Below are 17,588 nucleotides of genomic sequence, written 5' to 3'. Positions count from 1 at the left end.
TGCCCACCCGCACACGCACCCGAACCCAAGACCGCGCCCACCACATCAACTCCGAACGCGCCCTCAACAAAACCCCACCTTGACGTCCACGGGCAGATGAACTCACGCCGGCGGTACCACACTCGCGCCGCCTATCTGGCGATATCGACTGCGAGCTGAAACGTTCTTTCGAATCGGCGGCATTCTATGGTTGATCCCGTGAGTCAGAACGTCGACGTTGCCGGCACCTCGATCTGGTCGCCGCGTGAAGTCGAGCTGCTCGACGTCACGCTGCAGCTGCTGCAGGAGAACGGCTACGACCGGTTGACGGTGGACGCGGTGGCGGCCACCGCGCGGGCGAGTAAGGCCACCGTGTACCGGCGTTGGCCGTCGAAAGCTGAATTGGTGTTGGCCGCATTCACCGAGGGCATCCGCCAGGTCGCCGTCCCGCCCGATACCGGCACGCTGCGCGGGGATCTCCTGCGTCTGGGCGAACTGATCTGCGAACAGACCGCGCGCCACGCCGGCACCCTGCGCGCCGTCCTGGTCGAGGTGTCGCGCAACCCGGCGCTGAACGAGGTGATGCAGCACCAATTCGTCGACCAGCGCAAGGCGCTGATTCACCACATCCTGGGGCAAGCGGTCGACCGCGGCGAGATCGATGCCGCCGCGATAGACGACGACCTGTGGGACGTGTTGCCCGGCTATCTGATCTTCCGGTCCCTGGTCTCCGGCCGGGCGCCCACGGCGCGCACCGTCGTCGATCTGGTCGACGGCGTGATCCTGCCGAGCCTGACCCGCGGCGCCCGCTGACGCCGGCCTCCCGAAATCAACGCTGCCCCAACCTCTTGAGCCGTACGGTTCCGTACCGTACGCTGAGGCGGTGATGAGACGGCCGTTGTTTCCGCTGGTCAGGAGGGGCTGGATGGTCATCGTCGCCGTGGTGGTGTTTGCCGTCGCGGCGTTCTGTGTCTACCGACTGCACGGCATCTTCGGCTCGGGCGACACCACGTCGACGCGCAGCGACGCGGTTGACGAAATCGTCCCGTTCAACCCCAAGGACGTCGTCTACGAGGTCTTCGGCGCGCCGGGGGCCTCGGGGGCTACCGCCACCATCAACTACCTCGATGTCAACGCCGCTCCGCAGCAGGTCATCGATGCCCCGCTGCCCTGGAGATACCAGGCGACGACGACCGAGCCGGCCGTTATCGCCGATCTTCGGGCGCAGGGCAACGGCGACACGCTGGGCTGCCGCATCTTCATCGACGGCGAGCTCAAGGACGAAAGGATCGTCAACACCGTGAGTGCTTACACCTTCTGTCTGGACAAGTCCGGATGAGCGACGACGGCCGGCGGCCCTTCTGGCCGCGCACCATCCGCCGCCTGGCACTGCCGATCGTGCTGTTCTGGGTGGCGCTGGCCGCGGTGACGAACAGTCTCGTTCCACAGCTGGAAGTGGTCGCCGAAGCCCACAACGTGGGGATGAGTTCTCCGGACGCGCCGTCGTACCAGGCGGCGAAGCGCATCGGAAAAGTGTTCCAGCAGTACGACACCGACAGCGCGGCGATGATCGTCATCGAAGGTGACGAGCCACTGGGCGCCGACGCGCACCGGTTCTATGACACCCTGGTCGCCGAGCTGGAGCGCGACACCAAACACGTCCAGCACATCCAGAACTTCTGGGGTGACCCGCTGACCGCCGCGGGCTCGCAGAGCAACGACGGCAAAGCAGCACTGGCGCAGGTGTTTTTGTCCGGCAGTCAAGGCGAGACATTGGCCAATGAGTCCGTTGCCGCCGTCCGCGACACCGTCGAGCGCACCCCGGCACCGCCCGGCGTGCATGCCTACGTGACCGGAGCCGCACCACTGGTCGCCGACCAGTTCTCGGTCGGGAGTGAGGGCACCAACAAGGTCACCGCGATCACCTTCCTGGTGATCGCGGTCATGCTGTTCGCGGTCTACCGCTCGGTCGCCACCACCGTGCTGGCGCTGCTCACCGTGGCCATCGAGATGGCCGCCGCCCGTGGTTTCGTCGCGTTCCTCGGCTACCACGAGATCATCGGATTATCCACGTACTCAACGAATCTGCTGACTCTGCTGGCGATCGCCGCCGGCACCGACTACGCGATCTTCATCATCAGCCGCTACCAGGAGGCGCGCGCGGCCGGCGAAGACCCGGAAACCGCGTTCTACACCATGTACCGCGGCACCGCCCACGTCGTGATCGGCTCGGGCCTGACCATCTCCGGTGCCGTGTACTGCCTGAGCTTCACCCGGCTGCCTTACTTTCACACCCTGGGCCTGCCGGCCGCCATCGGCATCTTCGTGGCGCTGATCGCTGCGCTCACCCTCACCTCGGCCGTGCTCACCCTGGGCAGCCGGCTCGGCCGTTTCGAACCGACCCGGGCGATGCGAACGCGCAGCTGGCGACGGATCGGCGCCGCCATCGTCCGCTGGCCCGGGCCCATTCTGGTGGTGGCTTGCGGGGTCGCCCTGATCGGTCTGCTCGCCCTGCCGGGTTACAAGACCAGCTACGACGCCCGCGAGTACATGCCCGACCGCGCCCCGGCCAATATCGGCTACGCGGCCGCCGAACGGCACTTCTCCCAGGCCCGGCTGAACCCGGAGCTGCTGATGATCGAATCGGACCACGATCTGCGCAACCCGGCGTCGTTCCTGGTGTTGGAGCGGGTCGCCAAGGCGGTGTTCCACACACCGGGCATCGCCAAGGTGCAATCGATTACGCGGCCGTTGGGCACACCGCTCAAGCACACCTCGATACCGTTTGCGGTCGGCCAGGGCAGCGTCGCCCAGACCCAGAACCTCAAGTATCAGATGGACCGGGCGGCCGACCTGCTCAAGCAGGCGGCCGAAGCGGAGAAGTCGATCCAAATCCTGCAGCAGCAGTACGCGCTGCAACAGCAGCTTGCCGATGCCACCCACACCCAAACGCAGAGCTTTCACGACACCGTCGCCCTCACCAACGACCTGCGTGACCAGATCGCGAACTTCGACGACTTCTTCCGGCCGATCCGCAGCTACTTCTATTGGGAACCGCATTGCTTCGACATCCCGGTGTGCGCGGCGTTGCGCAACGTGTTCGACCTGCAGGACGGCATCGACAAACTCAGCGAAAAGCTCGAACAGCTCACTACGGCCTTCGACCAATTGGACGCACTCCAACCACAGCTGGTGGAGTTGATCCCCTCCCAGATCGAAAGCCAGCAGGTCAACCGCGACCTGGCATTGAACAATTACGCCACCAACTCCGGGATCAGCGACCAGTCCGCGGCCGCGAACGACAACCCGGCCGCCATGGGCCAGGCCTTCGACGAAGCCAAGAACGACGACTCGTTCTACCTGCCGCCCGAGGCGTTCGACAATCCCGAGTTCAAACGCGGGATGAAGTTGTTCCTGTCGCCGGATGGCAAAGCCGCGCAGATGATCATCACCCACGAGGGCGACCCGGCGACCCCGGAAGGCATCGCCCACATCGACAAGATCCGCGACGCCGCGAAAGAAGCGGTCAAGGGCACCCCGCTGCAGGGGTCGCACATCTACCTGGCGGGCACCGCCTCCACCTACAAGGACATCGCCGACGCGGCCCGCTATGACCTGCTGATCGCCGGGATCGCCGCGCTGAGCCTGATCCTGCTGATCATGATGATCATCACCCGCAGCCTGGTCGCCGCGATCGTCATCGTCGGCACGGTGGCGCTCTCGCTGGGCGCCTCATTCGGGCTGTCGGTGCTGGTGTGGCAGTACCTGTTCGGCATTCAGCTGTACTGGATCGTGCTGGCGCTGGCGGTCATCCTGCTGCTGGCGGTGGGCTCGGACTACAACCTGCTGCTGATCTCGCGGTTCTCCGAGGAGATCGGCGCCGGCTTGAAGACCGGCATCATCCGGGCGATGGGCGGGACGGGTTCGGTGGTGACTGCCGCCGGGCTGGTGTTCGCCGCCACCATGGCCTCGTTCATCTTCAGTGACCTGCGGATTCTCGGCCAGATCGGGACCACGATCGCACTCGGGCTGCTGTTCGACACGTTGATCGTGCGGTCGTTCATGACGCCGAGCATCGCCGCCTTGCTCGGGCGCTGGTTCTGGTGGCCGCAACGGGTGCGCCAGCGGCCCGCGCCGGCGGCCACAAGTGTTACTTCGCCGCGGCCTTCTTGGCCGGAGCCTTCTTCGCCGGAGCCTTCTTAGCCTGCGCCTTTTTGGCCGGCGCCTTCTTGGCGGCTGAGCGCTTTTTCACGCTGGCCTCCAGCTTGGCCAGCAGGTCGGAGACGTCTTCGGTGGCGTCGAGTTCGGCGGGCCGCTCCTCAGGCGTGAAGGCCTCGTCGCCTTCCAGTTTGGCCTCGATCAGCTCGTGCAGCTGCTCCTGGTAGGTGTCGTGGTAGCGATCGGGATCGAAGTCGTCAGCCATCGACTCGACCACCTGTCCGGCCATCTTCAGCTCGGCAGGCTTGATCTCCACCTTGGTGTCCAGCGCGGGGAAGTCGGGATCGCGAATCTCGTCGGGCCACAACAGGGTGTGCACCATCATCACGTCACGCTTGGAGAAGTCTTTGACCCGCAACGCGGCCAGCCGGGTCTTGTTACGCAGCGTGAAATGAACGATAGCCACCCGGTCGGTTTCGGCCAGCGTCTTGGCCAGCAGCACATAGGATTTGATCGATTTCGTCGCCGGCTCCAGAAAATAGGAGCGGTCATAGAGCATCGGGTCCAGATCGCTGGCCGGCACGAACTCCAGCACCGCGATCTCATGGTCGCGCTCCTCGGGCAGGTTCGCCAGGTCGTCGTCGGTGATCACGACCATCCGGCCGTCGTCGGACTCATAGGCGCGGGCGATGTCGGCGTAGTCGACGACTTCGCCGCACTCCTCGCACACCCGCCGGTAGCGGATCCGGCCGTGGTCCTTGGCGTGCACCTGACGGAACTTGATGTCGTGGTCCTCGGTGGCGCTGTAGACCTTCACCGGGACGTTGACCAGACCGAATGCGATCGAACCCTTCCAGATGGAACGCATGGGGCCAGTATGCCCACGCCGGAGTGCCCATAACCGGTATTGAGACGACGTGGCCGCGACGTAAGTTGGCAGCATGGGCGCTGCGTCCTCCAAGACCCGGGTGAAACTGACCAACGCCGACAAGGTGCTCTACCCCGCTACGGGCACCACCAAAGCCGACGTCTTCGACTACTACACGCGCATCGCCGAGGTGATGCTGCCGCACATCGCCGGGCGCCCGGCGACCCGCAAACGCTGGCCCAACGGTGTCGAACAGGGCTCCTTCTTCGAAAAGCAGCTCGCCGGCTCGGCGCCGGCGTGGCTGCGCTGCGCCGAGGTGCAGCACCGCTCCGGCACCACCGCCTATCCGATCATCGACGACCTCGACGGCCTGGCCTGGATCGCCCAGCAGGCCGCGCTGGAAGTGCACGTGCCGCAGTGGCGTTTCGAAGCCGAGTGGACACGCGGTGGGGAGGTGCTCAAGCCGGGCCTGGCAACACGGCTGGTGTTCGACCTGGATCCCGGCGAGGGCGTGACGATGAGCCAACTCGCCGCGGTGGCGCGAGCCATCCGCGAACTGATGGACGACCTGGGCCTGACCGTGTTCCCGCTCACCAGCGGCAGCAAGGGGCTACACCTCTATACCACCCTGGAACGCCCGGTGAGCAGCACCGGCGCCGCCGCGGTAGCCAAACGCGTTGCGCAGCAACTGGAAAGCGCTATGCCGAAGTTGGTGACGGCGACCATGGCCAAGAAGCTGCGGGCCGGCAAGGTCTTCGTGGACTGGAGCCAGAACAATGCCGCGAAGACCACCATCGCGCCGTATTCGCTGCGCGGCCGCGAGCATCCGACGGTCGCCGCCCCGCGCACCTGGGCAGAGCTCGACGACCCGGACCTGGGCCAGCTGCGCTACGACGAGGTGCTGGCGCGCGTGGCCCGCGACGGCGATCTGTTGGCCGGGTTGGATCCCCCGCTGCGCCAGCCAGACCGGCTTACCGCATATCGGGCCAAGCGGGACGCCGCCAAGACGCCCGAACCGGTGCCGGCCGCAGCGCCGGCGCCAGGCGAAGGCAACAGTTTCGTCATCCAGGAGCACCATGCCCGTCGGTTGCACTACGACTTCCGGCTGGAGCGCGACGGCGTGCTGGTGAGCTGGGCGGTGCCCAAGAACCTGCCCGATACACCATCGGTCAACCATCTCGCGGTGCGCACCGAGGACCATCCGCTGGAGTACGGCAGCTTCGAGGGCACCATCCCCAAGGGCGAGTACGGCGCCGGCACGGTGCGGATCTGGGATTCGGGCAGCTACGTGGCCGAGAAGTTCGACGACACCGCCGACAAAGGCGAGGTCATCGTCGTACTGCAGGGCAGCCGGATCTCCGGACGCTATGCGCTGATCCAGACCAAGGGCGACCAGTGGCTGGCGCACCGGATGAAGGACCAGCAGGCGTTCTCGTTCACTCAGCTGGCGCCGATGCTGGCCACCCACGGGTCGGTGAGCAAGCTGAACCCCGACGACTGGGCCTTCGAGGGCAAGTGGGACGGCTACCGGCTGCTGGTGGAGGCCGACCGGGGCCGGGTGCGGTTGCGTGCGCGCAGTGGACGCGACGTCACCGGCCAGTACCCGCAGCTGCGGTCGCTGGCCGCCGACCTCACCGAGCATCACCTGGTGTTGGACGGCGAAATCGTCGCCCTCGATGACGCCGGCGTGCCCAGCTTCGCCGCGATGCAGAACAGCGCCCGCTCCGCGCGGGTTCAGTACTGGGCCTTCGATCTGCTCTTCCTCGATGGTCGTCCGCTGCTGCGCGTGGCGTATCGGGACCGTCGCCGCCTGTTGGAAACGCTCGCGCAGGGAACCGGTTTGGTGGTCAAAGACCTGTTGGCCGCCGACGGCGCCGAGGCGCTCGAGCGGTCCCGCCGGCTGGGCTGGGAAGGCGTGGTGGCCAAGAAATGGGACTCGGCCTACCAGCCGGGCCGCCGGTCACCGGCGTGGGTCAAGGACAAATACTGGCGAACCCAGGAGGTGGTGATCGGCGGCTGGCGGGCCGGTGAGGGTGCTCGCGGTGGGGGGATCGGGTCGTTGCTGATGGGTATCCCGGCTGCCGACGGCCTGCGGTTTGTGGGGCGCGTCGGCACCGGGTTCACCGACCGCGCGCTGGCAGCGTTGCAGAAGAAGCTGACGCCCACGGATGAATCGCCCTTCGACGCGCCGCTGCCTCGCGCCGATGCCAAGGGCGTCACCTTCGTTCGGCCGACGCTGGTGGGGGAGGTGCGCTACAGCGAGCGGACGGACGACGGCCGGCTGCGCCAACCCAGCTGGCGCGGCTTGCGGCCCGACAAGACGCCCGCGGAGGTGGTAAGTGAGGATTGACCGGTGCGCTGGGTGACCTATCGAAGCGAGGACGGCGAACGGACCGGGGTGCTGCACGGCGAGGTGATCCACGCCGCGGCGCCCGGAACGACCCTGCTGGACCTGATCCGGCTCGGCCCGGACGGGCTGCGCGACGCCGGCGAGCGAGCGTTGAACGCGCCGTCGGCGACGGCGCGGCTCGACCAGGCGGCGCTGATGGCGCCGATCCCGCGTCCGCCTTCGATCCGCGACAGCCTGTGCTTCTTGGACCACATGCGTAACTGCCTGGCCGCGACCGGGCGCAGCCCGGTGCTCGACGACACCTGGTATCAGATACCGGCCTTCTACTTCGCCTGCCCGGCAACGGTTCTGGGTCCCTACGATGACGCGCCGGCAGCGCCCGGAAGTGCCTGCCAGGACTTCGAGCTGGAGGTCGCCGCCGTCATCGGCACGCCGGGAGCGAACCTGTCGGTGGCCGAAGCCGAGCAAGCCATCATCGGCTACACCATCTTCAACGACTGGTCGGCGCGCGACCTGCAAGCCCGCGAGGGCGTCCTGGCGATCGGTCAGGGCAAGGGCAAGGACAGTGGTGTCACGCTGGGGCCGTTCCTGGTCACTCCTGACGAGCTCGAACCGTATCGGCGCGACGGCCGGCTGAGCCTGCATGCCACCGCGATCGTCAACGACGTGATCGTCGGCATCGGGTCGACCGGGACCATGGACTGGAGCTTCGGCGAGATCATCAGCTACGCCTCACGGGGGGTGCCGCTGATTCCCGGCGACGTCTTCGGCTCCGGTACGGTTCCGACCTGCACGCTCCTCGAGCACCTCGATCCCGAGGCGCCGCAAGCGTTTCCGGGCTGGTTGCGCGACGGGGACGTGGTGACGCTGCAGGTGCAGGGCCTCGGCGAGCTGCGCCAGACCGTGCGCGCCAGCGCCCCGCCGCTGCCCCTGGCCGAGCGTCTCCGGCCTAAGACTTCGGGGTGATCGTCACGGTCACCGTGGCAGCGCCGGAGTCCGAAGCGATGGTCAGCACCGAGGCGCCTGCGCCGGAGGTGACGTGCCCACCGGTGACGCTCACCGTGTAGCCGTTCGGGTACTGATCTCCCGGCACCGAGATGGTGGTCACCGAACCGGCGCCGAACGCACCCGAGCCGTCGGCGTGATCGGTGGAGTAGCTGAACGAGAAGACACCATTGTCGAACGACAGCGACGTCGGGGTGCCCGAGATCAGTTGCGGGTAGGGCTCGGACAGCGCGATCAACTTGTCGAAGTTGACGTTGTCGCCGATCAGCGGCTTGCTCGGGTCGATCACCAGCGCCTGGCCGTTGGGTGAGGCGCTGGTGATGTCGTTGCCGGTGTAGGCCCACTCGGTCCAGCCCCACAGGTACTTGTTGGCGGCCTGCATGCTGGCGGTGATGGTCGGGATGGTGTTGGTGGCGCCGAATTCGGTCAGCAACGCCGGGATGTTGTGCGCCTGTGCGTAATCGGCCGCGTTGGCGAACACGGCGTCGGCGTTCAGATCGCAGCCGAAGCTCAGATCGGGGAACAACGACGTCGTGATGCAGTAGCTGTGGAAGGAGAAGACCGAGTTCTCGTCGTCCACCGTGCCCAGGTGGGTCGGCACCGGCAGGCTGCCGAAGAGGGTGGTGGGCTCGAAGAACACCGTCTTGTTCGGGTCGACGGAGCGGATCGCCGCGTCGATCTGGTTGTAGAACGGGGTCAGCTGTTGGCCCTCGAAGTACGGGTTGCCCAACAGGCTGCCCAGCCAGTTGCTCCCCGCCCACGGCTCGTTCATGATTTCGTAGCCGGCGACGTTGGCGTCGCCCTTGAAGTAGTTGGCGACCGCCTGCCAGGTCTGCGCGTAGTGGTTCAGCAGGCCAACGCCGTCGGGAGCTTTGGCGTTGCCCCAGAACGCATCCCAGGCGTGGTTCTGCGCCGGGTTGAGGAAGTAGTTGCCCGGGAAGCCCATGTCGGGGTTGGGCAGGCCACCACCGTCGGTCGCCCACGCGGGTGCGCCTTCGCCGCCGAACTCCTCGTTGTAGAGGTCCTGGTGCATGTCGAGGATCGCGACGATCTTGTGCTGGGCCAGGATCTGCACGGTCTGCTGGATCGAGGCCAGGTAGTCGTAGTCGATGACGCCGGGCTGCGGTTCCACCGCGGACCAGATGACCCCCAGGCGCACCGCGTTGAAGCCGTTGGCCGCCAGGAACGCGGCGTCGTCGTCGCTGAACCCGTCGGCCGACGGTTCATACGGCGGGATCTTGTAGACCTGGTTGAGCCCGTGCAACATGACGACCTGGCCGGCGCCGTTGGTGAGCCACCCGTTGGACACCTCGACCGGCGGCGCGACCGTCCCGGTGATACCGCTCGTCAGTGCACCGAAATGACCTGCCGCGCCGTGGGTTCCGTACCACAGTCCGGGGTTGCCGCCGGCCCCGCCGAGGGCCGGCAGACCGCTGGCGGTGTCGCCGTTGCCGGCCTCGCCGCCGTGGCCGCCGTTGCCCATCAGCCAGCCACCGGCACCGCCGTCACCGCCGGCGGCCCCGGCACCCCCGTCGCCGCCGTCGCCGCCGTTGCCGAAGAGCCCGGCGGCGCCGCCGTGGCCGCCGGCCACACCCTCGGTGGTGCTGTTCCAGCCCGCGCCGCCGTCACCGAACAGCCAGCCGCCAGGGCCGCCGTCGGGGTGGGCTTCGGTGCCGTCGGCGCCGTTTCCGATGACGGTCGATCCGAACAGCTGGTTGATGACGCCGTTGACCTGGCCGCCGATCTCACTGTCGATCCACTTCTCGGCGAGGTCGTGCAGCCCCGTGTAGAAGTCGAATCCCACCCCGGGGCCCGGTTCGGCGAGCGCGGCCAGTGCCGCGTCCCAGTGGGCGGAGGACAGGAAGGTATCCCACGCGGATGAGTCGAACACGGCGTCGCCGTCGAGGGTGCCGGCGGCGGTGACAAACGGCGCGAACAGCACGTCCATCATGTCGTCGATGTCGGCGTGCGCCGGTGGGGCCAGCGGGACTACCGTCAGGAATGCGGCTACTGCGGCAACTTTGGTGCCCACGACCTTGCTGCGGTGACCAGCCATCTCGGCAAACCCTTCCCAGGACGCGAGTAATTTCTGAGGTGCGTCTGAGAAGAGTAAACGAGTTACTTACGGTCCGGAGGGATTCGCGGCAAAAGGTGCCGGATCGCGTCGATCAGCACTGCGTGGCGGCGCGGATCCACTGGCGACGGGCATCGCTCTGGGCCGCCTCACTCGCGGCGGCGCGCTGCAGGTGAACCGCGCGTTGATAGTCGCCGTGGCCACCTCGCGGCTGCTGAGCCGGCAGGCAAGTCTGCGTAGTCATCAATACCTCCCGCAGGTCGCGCGACGAGAGCTGCAGTACTCGACCGCCGATCGGCGATCAGCGCACACGGTCAGTCAACGCCCGGGGCGCCGAAATGTTTCCCACCGACACAGTGACGCTGCACACGCGCGAGCGCGCATGTGATCGCGGTCACCCCGCCTTGGCGATGACGTGTTCGGCGAAGCGCTCCAGGTTGCGGATCTTGTCGTCCAGCGGTTCGGTGTCGGGCCCGACGATGTAGGGCACCCGGAAGCCCACGATGACGTCGGTGACGCCCTTGTCCTCCAGGCGCTTGATGCCGTCGAGGGTGAACCCGTCCACCGAGATCACGTGGATCTCGAACGGACCGGTACGGCCCTCCTCCTCGCGCAGTTGCTTGAGCCGGGCGATCAGGCCGTCGAGCTCGGCCGGGTCGCCGCCGCCGTGCATCCAGCCGTCGTTGCGCGCAGCCCGGCGCAGCGCGGCATCGGCGTGGCCACCGATCAGGATCGGAATGGGCTGCGCCGGCGCCGGGGTCATCTTGGTTTTGGGGATGTCGTAGAACTCGCCGTGGAACTCGAAGTAGTCGCCGGTGGTGAGCCCCCGGATGATCTCGATGCACTCGTCCATCCGTTTGCCACGCCGGGCGAACGGCACCCCCATCAGCTCGTAGTCCTCCGGCCAGGGGCTGGTGCCGACGCCCAGGCTGAGCCGGTCGCCGATCATCGCGGCCAGCGAACCGGCCTGCTTGGCCACCAAGGCCGGCGGGCGGATCGGCAGCTTGACCACGAACGGTGTGAACCGCAACGTGCTGGTGACCGCGCCCAGCGCCGCCATCAACACGAAGGTCTCGATGAAGGCCTTGCCGTCGAGGAACTCGCGGTTGCCGTCCGGGGTGTAGGGATACTTCGAGTCCGACTCGAAGGGGTAGGCGATGCTGTCCGGGATCGACATGCTGTGGTAGCCGGCTGCCTCGGCGGCTTTGGCGAGCGGAATGTAGTAGCTCGGGTTGGTCATCGCCTCGGCATAGGTGAACCGCACGTCGTCTCCTCGCTGGTCGCTGGGCGTACTCTCCAGGAGCTTAGACCGAAGGCGGCATCGCGATTCGCAGTTCTTCGGGGTCCTCCAGGGGATACGGAGGATATCCGGCCGCGCCGGCCACCGTCAGGGTGCCCCACGGCGTCCGCTCCGCGACGCGTCCCTGCGCGCTGTGTTCGCCGATCCGGATGCTGACCTTGGAGCCGGTGACATTTGCGCCCGCGAGATCGGTGAAAAACATTCCCTGCCAATGGTATTGGCCGTCGATTGGGTCGAAGTGGCCCGCCAGCCGCACCCGGGTCGGGTAGTCCTTGCCGTTGTGGGTGAGCACAGCCGGCCCGTCGTAAAGCTCGTCATCAACGGCTACCGAGCCGGTGAGAAAGAACCGCGAAGCCCCGCGGGTCGGCAGCAGCCGGTGCACGCGCAGCCGGGGAGAGCGGGATTCGATGCGGCCGGCGCCGCTGCGCTGCATGACGTCGACGATCCGGGCCACGTATCGGGCCTGCCGGCGGGTATGCGGTCCCGGGATCCGGAACCGGTTGGGCGTCCCGTGTGCAGCGACGACGTCGTCACGCGAGGCAGTGGCATCGATGAGGACCCGCGCGGTCAGTACCTCGCCCTCGGGGGTGCTCACCGCCCACGTCTCGTGGGCGCTGTCGAATCGGGTGGACGCGGCCGCGGCGACGACGCGCGCGCCGGCCAGCAGCCCATGAAGCCGTGCCGGGTCGCCCAGCACGACCACGTCGTGGATGCCGGTCACAGGAAGCCGGCCCGCCGCCACATCCGCCGGGCCAGCCGGCCCATCAGGCCGACTTCGGTGAAGAAGGCGGCCAGCGGAGCGAACGACGACCGGCAAGCGGCGTGGAAGTTCGGATTGGCCCGCGCCACCCGGCGGGCTTCGCGGCCGTCCAGCCCGACCCGGTTGTAGACGATCGGCAGGGTGAACAGATGGCGGTAGAACGGTCCGCCCACGCCCTGCAGGTTTGCCAGCAGGGCGCGGCGGTAGCGCGGCATCGCCGGGACACTGCGCCGCAGGCCGTCGCGGGCGTACTGGATGTGCCGGGCTTCCTCGGTGACATGGATGCGCATCACCCGCCGGACGATCGGCTGCAGGTCCGGGTCGTCGAGGATCTGGCGTTGCAGGGCGTCGAAGATCTCCTCGCCGACCAGGGCGGCGCCCCACAGGATGCTGCCGCGGAACAGGAACGGCAGTGAGTTGATGATGATGCGCTGGTAGAGCTTCGGGCGCACCGGCACGCCGCCGATCCGGTCGATGGTCTTGCCGAACATCAGCATGTGCCGGGTCTCGTCACCGAGCTCGGTCAGCGAGTAGTGGGTGGTGTGCGAGGTGGGGTTCTTGTGCATCATGTCGCGCAGCAGCGCCTGGTTGAGGATGTTCTCGAACCAAACGCCCGCCGACAGCACGTTGACCAGCTCCTGGCGCGACATCTCGATCTGCTGCTCGCGGGTCATCGCCTCCCACAGCGATGTGCCGTACAGGGTGCACATCCGCGGCGGCAGGAAGAACTTGTCCGGGTCGATCGGGGCGTCCCAGTCGATGTCGACAACCGGGGCGTAAGACTTCTTCACCGAGCCCTTCAACAGGCGTTCGGCGAAGTCCTCCCGGGTAGGTCCGCTCGGCCGCATGGCAGTGGTCATCGCAGAATCCCTTCTCGCGTCGGTTCCCACGAAGCTAGGAGCCGCCACCAAACAAGTCAATACCTACGGTACCGGGTACTTGCGGTCCGGTGTGAGTGTCGTCGCCGGGGCGCGGCCCGGTGGCAAGATCTGCCTATGGTCGCCTTCGTGCTTCGTGCTGCGCTGACCGGATTCGCGCTGTGGATCGTCACCCAGATCGTTCCGGGGGTGGAGATCATCGGTGGTGACACCACTCTGCAGCGGGTGGGCATCATCTTCGTCATCGCGTTGATCTTCGGGCTGGTCAACGCGTTCATCAAACCGGTGGTGCAGCTGCTGTCGATCCCGCTGTACATCCTCACCCTGGGCCTGTTCCACATCGTGGTGAATGCGTTGATGCTCATGATCACCGCCTGGATCACCGACAAAACCGCCAAGCACTGGGGGCTCTACATCGCCGATTTCTGGTGGGACGCGATCTGGGCCGCCATCGTGCTGTCCCTGGTGAGCTGGGTGCTGTCGCTGGTGCTGCGCGACGCCCGGCGCATCACCCGGTAACCAGGCAGACTCAAGCGCATGCCGGAACTGCCCGAAGTCGAAGCGCTCGCCGACCACCTGCGCAGGCATGCCGTCGGCCGCCAGGTCGGCCGCGTCGACGTGGTGGCGCTGTCGGTGCTCAAGACCTTCGACCCGCCGCTGGCGGCGTTGCACGGTCAGACGGTCACCGGCGCACAGCGTTGGGGCAAGTACCTCGGGCTGCAGGCCGGCGAACTGTTCCTGATCGCGCACCTGTCCCGGGCGGGCTGGCTGCGCTGGTCGGACAAGCTGGCGCCGGCGCCGCTGCGGCCCGGAAAGGGGCCGATCGCACTGCGCGTGCACCTGGGCGCCCCGGGGCAGGCGCCCGGCTTCGACCTCACCGAGGCCGGGACCCAGAAGCGGCTGGCGGTCTGGCTCGTCGACGACCCGGACAAGGTGCCGGGCATCGCCGCGCTGGGTCCAGATGCGTTGGAGGTGACGCGCGACGCGCTGGGCGGGCTGCTGGCCGGCAATACCGGACGCATCAAGACCGTCATCACTGATCAGAAGGTGATCGCCGGAGTCGGCAACGCCTACAGCGACGAGATCCTGCACACCGCACGGATTTCGCCGTTCGCCACCGCGGCCAAGCTCTCCGATGCGCAGCTGGCCGCGCTGCACGAGGCGATGCAGTCTGTGCTGACCGACGCGGTGACCCGTTCGGTCGGCCAACAGGCCGCGACGCTCAAGGGCGAGAAGCGCTCCGGGCTGCGGGTGCATGCCCGCACCGGGCTGCCCTGCCCGGTCTGCGGCGATACGGTGCGGGAGGTGTCGTTCGCCGACAAGTCCTTCCAGTACTGCCCGACGTGTCAGACCGGCGGCAAGGTGCTCGCGGACCGGCGCATGTCGCGTTTGCTCAAGTAGGCTGCCCGGGTGACCCGTCAGAAGATCCTCATCACCGGGGCCAGCTCCGGCCTGGGCGCCGGCATGGCCCGCGCGTTTGCCGCGCGTGGGCGTGACCTGGCCCTGTGCGCGCGCCGCGTCGATCGCCTTGAGGAACTCAAAGACGAACTGACGCAGCAGCATCCCGGCGTCCGGATCGCGGTGGCCGCGCTCGACGTCAACGACCATGATGAGGTGCCCAAGGTGTTCGCCCAGCTCGCCGCTGAGCTCGGCGGAATCGATCGCGTCGTCGTCAATGCCGGTATCGGCAAGGGCGCCCGCCTGGGTTCCGGCAAGTTGTGGGCCAACAAGGCCACCATCGAGACCAATCTGGTCGCCGCGCTGGTGCAGATCGAGACGGCAATCGAGATGTTCAACGCCGCGGGCGGCGGGCACCTGGTGCTGATCTCCTCGGTGCTGGGCAACAAGGGCGTTCCCGGTGTCAAGGCGGCCTACGCCGCCAGCAAGGCCGGGGTGTCGTCGCTGGGTGAATCGCTGCGCGCCGAGTACGCCGGTGGCCCGATCAAGGTCACGGTGCTGGAGCCGGGTTATATCGAATCGGAGATGACGGCCAAGTCGGCGTCGACGATGTTGATGGTGGACAACGAATCCGGGGTCAAGGCGATGGTGCGCGCGATCGAACGCGAAACCGGCCGCGCGGTGGTGCCGCCGTGGCCGTGGGCGCCGATGGTGTGGGTGATGCGCCGGCTGCCGCCGCGGTTCACCAAACGCTTCGCCTGAGCCAGTCCAGCGCCCTGGTTCTGTTGCGGTACGCCAGCAGCATCGTCTTCGCGATCAAGAACGCCACGGCGACACCCATCAGCAGCGTGGACAGCGCGTAGGCGCCGTACTCGGCGCCGCGGTGGTAGCGGTCGTTCACCAACAAGGTCAGAGTCTGCGAACCGCCCGGCAGATTCGACGACACCATGATGACGGCACCGAACTCACCGAGCGTGCGCGCGGTGGTCAGCACGACGCCATATGTCAGGCCCCAGCGGATCGACGGCAGCGTGATCCGCCACAGCGTCTGCCACGAATTCGCTCCCAGCGTGGCCGCCGCCTGTTCCTGTTCGATGCCGACCTCCATGAGCACCGGCTGGACCTCGCGCACGACGAACGGCAGCGTGACGAAGATGCTGGCCAGCACCATCCCGGGCAGCCCGAAGATGATCTTGAATCCGAGATGGTTCTCGACAAATCCCAAGGCCCCGGACGAACCCCACAGCGCGATCAGCGCGACCCCCACAATGATCGGCGAGACCGCGAACGGAAGATCAATGACCGCCTGCAATGCCGACCGTCCCCAAAACCTGTTGCGCACCAACAGGATCGATGCGACCACGCCAAACAGTGCATTCAGCGGGACCACGATGACGACCAGCAGCAGTGACAGTTTCAGCGCCGAGATGGCCGCCGGGGTGCTCACCCAGGCCCAAAAATGACCGAGGCCGGGCCGAAATGTCCGGTACAGGATCACCGATACCGGAGCGATCAGCATCACGCCGATGTAGGCCAACACGGCGCCCCGAAGCAGGTGGCGCCGCTCGAACCGCGCCGTCACCCGTCCTCCTCTTCCCGTTTGGCGGCACGCCCGCCCACCGTCCGCAGCACCACCAGCACGGCGAATGAGACCGCCAGTAGCACAATCGATATCGCGGCTGCGCTGGTGCGATCGTCATTCTCGATCAGTGCGCGTATCCACTGCGATGACACTTCGGTCCTGCCGGGAACAGCGCCGCCGATCGTCACGACCGAGCCGAATTCCCCGAGGCAGCGCGAGAACGCAAGGCCGGTCCCGGTCAACAATGCGGGCCACAGCGACGGCAGTAGCACCAGCCGGAAGGTGGTCAGCCGGGTAGCGCCCAGTGACGCGGCCGCCTCTTCAGCGTCTCGATCGAGCTCCAGCAGCACCGGCTGGACGGCGCGCACCACCAAGGGCAAGGTGACGAAGGCCAACGCCATCACCACCCCGGACGGCGTGTGCTGCAAGTGAATACCGACCGGGCTGGCGTTGCCGTACAGCGCCAGCATCACCAGGCTGGTGACGATCGTCGGCAGCGCGAACGGCAGGTCGATCAACGCATCGACCAGACCTTTCCCGAGGAAGTCATCACGCACCAACACCCACGCGGTGGCCAGGCCGAAGACCACGTCGAGCGCGGTCACCAGCACCGCGCTGGTCAGCGTGACCCGGAAGGATTCCAGCGCCGCGTGCGAGGTGACGGCCAGCCAGAACCCGTGCCAGCCCCGGCCCGCTGCTTGCCAGACGATCGCGGCCAACGGCAGCAGCACGATGACCGACAGCCACAGCGTCGTTACGCCGATGCGAAGCGGCGTGACCATGGTGCGCCGGGGTGCCGCTGCGTTTACCGCCGCGGCGAGTCTCCTGACGGCGGCGTGCCGGAGAGCTCCGCCGGAGATCGCGGCGTCGAGCGTCGCTCCACCGGGTTCGGGGGACAAGTACATGGGGCCTTCCAATGCCGGAGATCTTCGGCACGGGTCACTGCCGAGGGTGACCACGAAGTGTCAGGTCTGAGCTCGCGACCAAGCCGGTCGACGAGGAGTCAGCGACAACAGCGCCCAACACCGGATGCCATCAGCATGGCGCGAAGCCTAAAGAACGAAGCGCGGCCGGGCGATGTAGCGCCTCGGCTTTTCTCTCGGCCTGACTTTTTACCCGTGACCGGGCCGGGCGGTGTCTGAAGCGGCGCGGCTGAGATGCCCGGCCGCGCTTCGTTCTTTAGGCTTCGCGCCATGCTGATGGCATCCGGTGTTGGGCGCTGTTGTCGCTGACTCC

The 17,588-nt window shown here is 67.1% G+C and carries 15 protein-coding genes and 1 pseudogene; 8 read left to right on the top strand and 8 right to left on the bottom strand.

Annotated features, from left to right (window positions below; all coding sequences use genetic code 11):
• The first annotated feature begins 186 nt into the window (after window positions 1–186).
• The 3 genes from A5694_RS14255 to A5694_RS14245 all read left to right on the top strand — a co-directional run bounded on the left by A5694_RS14255 (window position 187) and on the right by A5694_RS14245 (window position 4,182).
• The gene (locus tag A5694_RS14255; protein ID WP_064922484.1) at window positions 187–792 is read left to right on the top strand and encodes a TetR/AcrR family transcriptional regulator; all 606 of its coding nucleotides are present in this window, start codon (window positions 187–189) and stop codon (window positions 790–792) included.
• A gap of 73 nt (window positions 793–865) precedes the next feature.
• Window positions 866–1,318 (top strand): MmpS family transport accessory protein, encoded by a 453-nt coding sequence (locus A5694_RS14250; RefSeq protein ID WP_185746671.1) that lies wholly within the window; start codon window positions 866–868, stop codon window positions 1,316–1,318.
• Window positions 1,315–4,182 (top strand): RND family transporter, encoded by a 2,868-nt coding sequence (locus A5694_RS14245; protein WP_064922482.1) that lies wholly within the window; start codon window positions 1,315–1,317, stop codon window positions 4,180–4,182. Before A5694_RS14250 ends, A5694_RS14245 begins: the two co-directional genes overlap by 4 nt.
• Here A5694_RS14245 and A5694_RS14240 read toward each other — a convergent pair.
• The gene (locus A5694_RS14240) at window positions 4,130–5,005 is read right to left on the bottom strand and encodes a Ku protein (RefSeq protein ID WP_064922481.1); all 876 of its coding nucleotides are present in this window, start codon (window positions 5,003–5,005) and stop codon (window positions 4,130–4,132) included. The genes A5694_RS14245 and A5694_RS14240 overlap by 53 nt on opposite strands.
• Window positions 5,006–5,078: 73 nt before the next feature.
• Here A5694_RS14240 and A5694_RS14235 point away from each other — a divergent pair, with 73 nt between their 5' ends.
• Complete coding sequence (locus A5694_RS14235; RefSeq protein WP_064922480.1) at window positions 5,079–7,355, top strand: ATP-dependent DNA ligase; 2,277 nt, start codon at window positions 5,079–5,081, stop codon at window positions 7,353–7,355.
• 3 nt (window positions 7,356–7,358) lie between these two features.
• Window positions 7,359–8,306: pseudogene (locus A5694_RS14230) on the top strand (fumarylacetoacetate hydrolase family protein); the annotation flags it as partial.
• On the opposite strand, the gene A5694_RS14225 reads toward A5694_RS14230, so the two are convergent.
• From A5694_RS14225 to A5694_RS14210, 5 genes are all read right to left on the bottom strand, one after another.
• On the bottom strand, window positions 8,305–10,416 hold the full coding sequence (locus A5694_RS14225; protein ID WP_234786460.1) for a cellulase family glycosylhydrolase: 2,112 nt from the start codon (window positions 10,414–10,416) through the stop codon (window positions 8,305–8,307). The pseudogene A5694_RS14230 and the gene A5694_RS14225 overlap by 2 nt on opposite strands.
• Window positions 10,417–10,528: 112 nt before the next feature.
• Window positions 10,529–10,678, bottom strand: a complete 150-nt coding sequence (locus A5694_RS24100; RefSeq protein WP_165604343.1) for a hypothetical protein — start codon at window positions 10,676–10,678, stop codon at window positions 10,529–10,531.
• Between the two features lie 150 nt (window positions 10,679–10,828).
• Window positions 10,829–11,698 (bottom strand): TIGR03619 family F420-dependent LLM class oxidoreductase, encoded by an 870-nt coding sequence (locus A5694_RS14220; RefSeq protein ID WP_064922478.1) that lies wholly within the window; start codon window positions 11,696–11,698, stop codon window positions 10,829–10,831.
• Between the two features lie 40 nt (window positions 11,699–11,738).
• Window positions 11,739–12,455, bottom strand: a complete 717-nt coding sequence (locus A5694_RS14215; protein ID WP_064922485.1) for a DUF4873 domain-containing protein — start codon at window positions 12,453–12,455, stop codon at window positions 11,739–11,741.
• Window positions 12,452–13,354, bottom strand: coding sequence for an AurF N-oxygenase family protein (locus A5694_RS14210; protein WP_064922477.1), 903 nt, complete (start codon window positions 13,352–13,354; stop codon window positions 12,452–12,454). Before A5694_RS14210 ends, A5694_RS14215 begins: the two co-directional genes overlap by 4 nt.
• A 135-nt stretch (window positions 13,355–13,489) precedes the next feature.
• Between A5694_RS14210 and A5694_RS14205 the strand changes: the two genes are divergently transcribed.
• The 3 genes from A5694_RS14205 to A5694_RS14195 are packed head-to-tail and all read left to right on the top strand — an operon-like array spanning window position 13,490 to window position 15,532.
• On the top strand, window positions 13,490–13,891 hold the full coding sequence (locus A5694_RS14205) for a phage holin family protein (RefSeq protein WP_064922476.1): 402 nt from the start codon (window positions 13,490–13,492) through the stop codon (window positions 13,889–13,891).
• An 18-nt stretch (window positions 13,892–13,909) separates the two neighbouring features.
• Window positions 13,910–14,773 (top strand): Fpg/Nei family DNA glycosylase, encoded by an 864-nt coding sequence (locus tag A5694_RS14200; protein WP_064922475.1) that lies wholly within the window; start codon window positions 13,910–13,912, stop codon window positions 14,771–14,773.
• Between the two features lie 9 nt (window positions 14,774–14,782).
• Window positions 14,783–15,532 carry an SDR family oxidoreductase gene (locus A5694_RS14195; protein WP_064922474.1) on the top strand — a complete coding sequence of 250 codons (750 nt, stop codon included), beginning with the start codon at window positions 14,783–14,785 and terminating at the stop codon, window positions 15,530–15,532.
• Here the strand turns inward: A5694_RS14195 and cysW are convergent.
• On the bottom strand, window positions 15,513–16,352 hold the full coding sequence (gene cysW, locus A5694_RS14190; RefSeq protein ID WP_064922473.1) for a sulfate ABC transporter permease subunit CysW: 840 nt from the start codon (window positions 16,350–16,352) through the stop codon (window positions 15,513–15,515). The genes A5694_RS14195 and cysW overlap by 20 nt on opposite strands.
• Window positions 16,349–17,134, bottom strand: a complete 786-nt coding sequence (gene cysT / locus A5694_RS14185) for a sulfate ABC transporter permease subunit CysT (protein ID WP_064922472.1) — start codon at window positions 17,132–17,134, stop codon at window positions 16,349–16,351. Before cysT ends, cysW begins: the two co-directional genes overlap by 4 nt.
• Window positions 17,135–17,588 lie beyond the last annotated feature (454 nt).

The organism is Mycolicibacter sinensis (assembly GCF_001667945.1).
GTDB lineage: Bacteria > Actinomycetota > Actinomycetes > Mycobacteriales > Mycobacteriaceae > Mycobacterium > Mycobacterium sinense_B.
The sequence above is the reverse complement of the archived record's forward strand: the minus strand, read 5'-3'. Positions and strand labels throughout refer to the sequence as shown.

Coding starts and splice junctions, on each gene's coding strand:
- A5694_RS14225 (WP_234786460.1), bottom strand. CDS start 10,416: ATGGCTGGTCACCGCAGCAAGGTCGTGGGCACCAAAGTTGCCGCAGTA.
- cysT (WP_064922472.1), bottom strand. CDS start 17,134: ATGGTCACGCCGCTTCGCATCGGCGTAACGACGCTGTGGCTGTCGGTC.
- A5694_RS14240 (WP_064922481.1), bottom strand. CDS start 5,005: ATGCGTTCCATCTGGAAGGGTTCGATCGCATTCGGTCTGGTCAACGTC.
- A5694_RS14210 (WP_064922477.1), bottom strand. CDS start 13,354: ATGACCACTGCCATGCGGCCGAGCGGACCTACCCGGGAGGACTTCGCC.
- A5694_RS14205 (WP_064922476.1), top strand. CDS start 13,490: ATGGTCGCCTTCGTGCTTCGTGCTGCGCTGACCGGATTCGCGCTGTGG.
- A5694_RS14200 (WP_064922475.1), top strand. CDS start 13,910: ATGCCGGAACTGCCCGAAGTCGAAGCGCTCGCCGACCACCTGCGCAGG.
- A5694_RS14245 (WP_064922482.1), top strand. CDS start 1,315: ATGAGCGACGACGGCCGGCGGCCCTTCTGGCCGCGCACCATCCGCCGC.
- A5694_RS24100 (WP_165604343.1), bottom strand. CDS start 10,678: ATGACTACGCAGACTTGCCTGCCGGCTCAGCAGCCGCGAGGTGGCCAC.
- A5694_RS14250 (WP_185746671.1), top strand. CDS start 866: ATGAGACGGCCGTTGTTTCCGCTGGTCAGGAGGGGCTGGATGGTCATC.
- A5694_RS14235 (WP_064922480.1), top strand. CDS start 5,079: ATGGGCGCTGCGTCCTCCAAGACCCGGGTGAAACTGACCAACGCCGAC.
- A5694_RS14255 (WP_064922484.1), top strand. CDS start 187: ATGGTTGATCCCGTGAGTCAGAACGTCGACGTTGCCGGCACCTCGATC.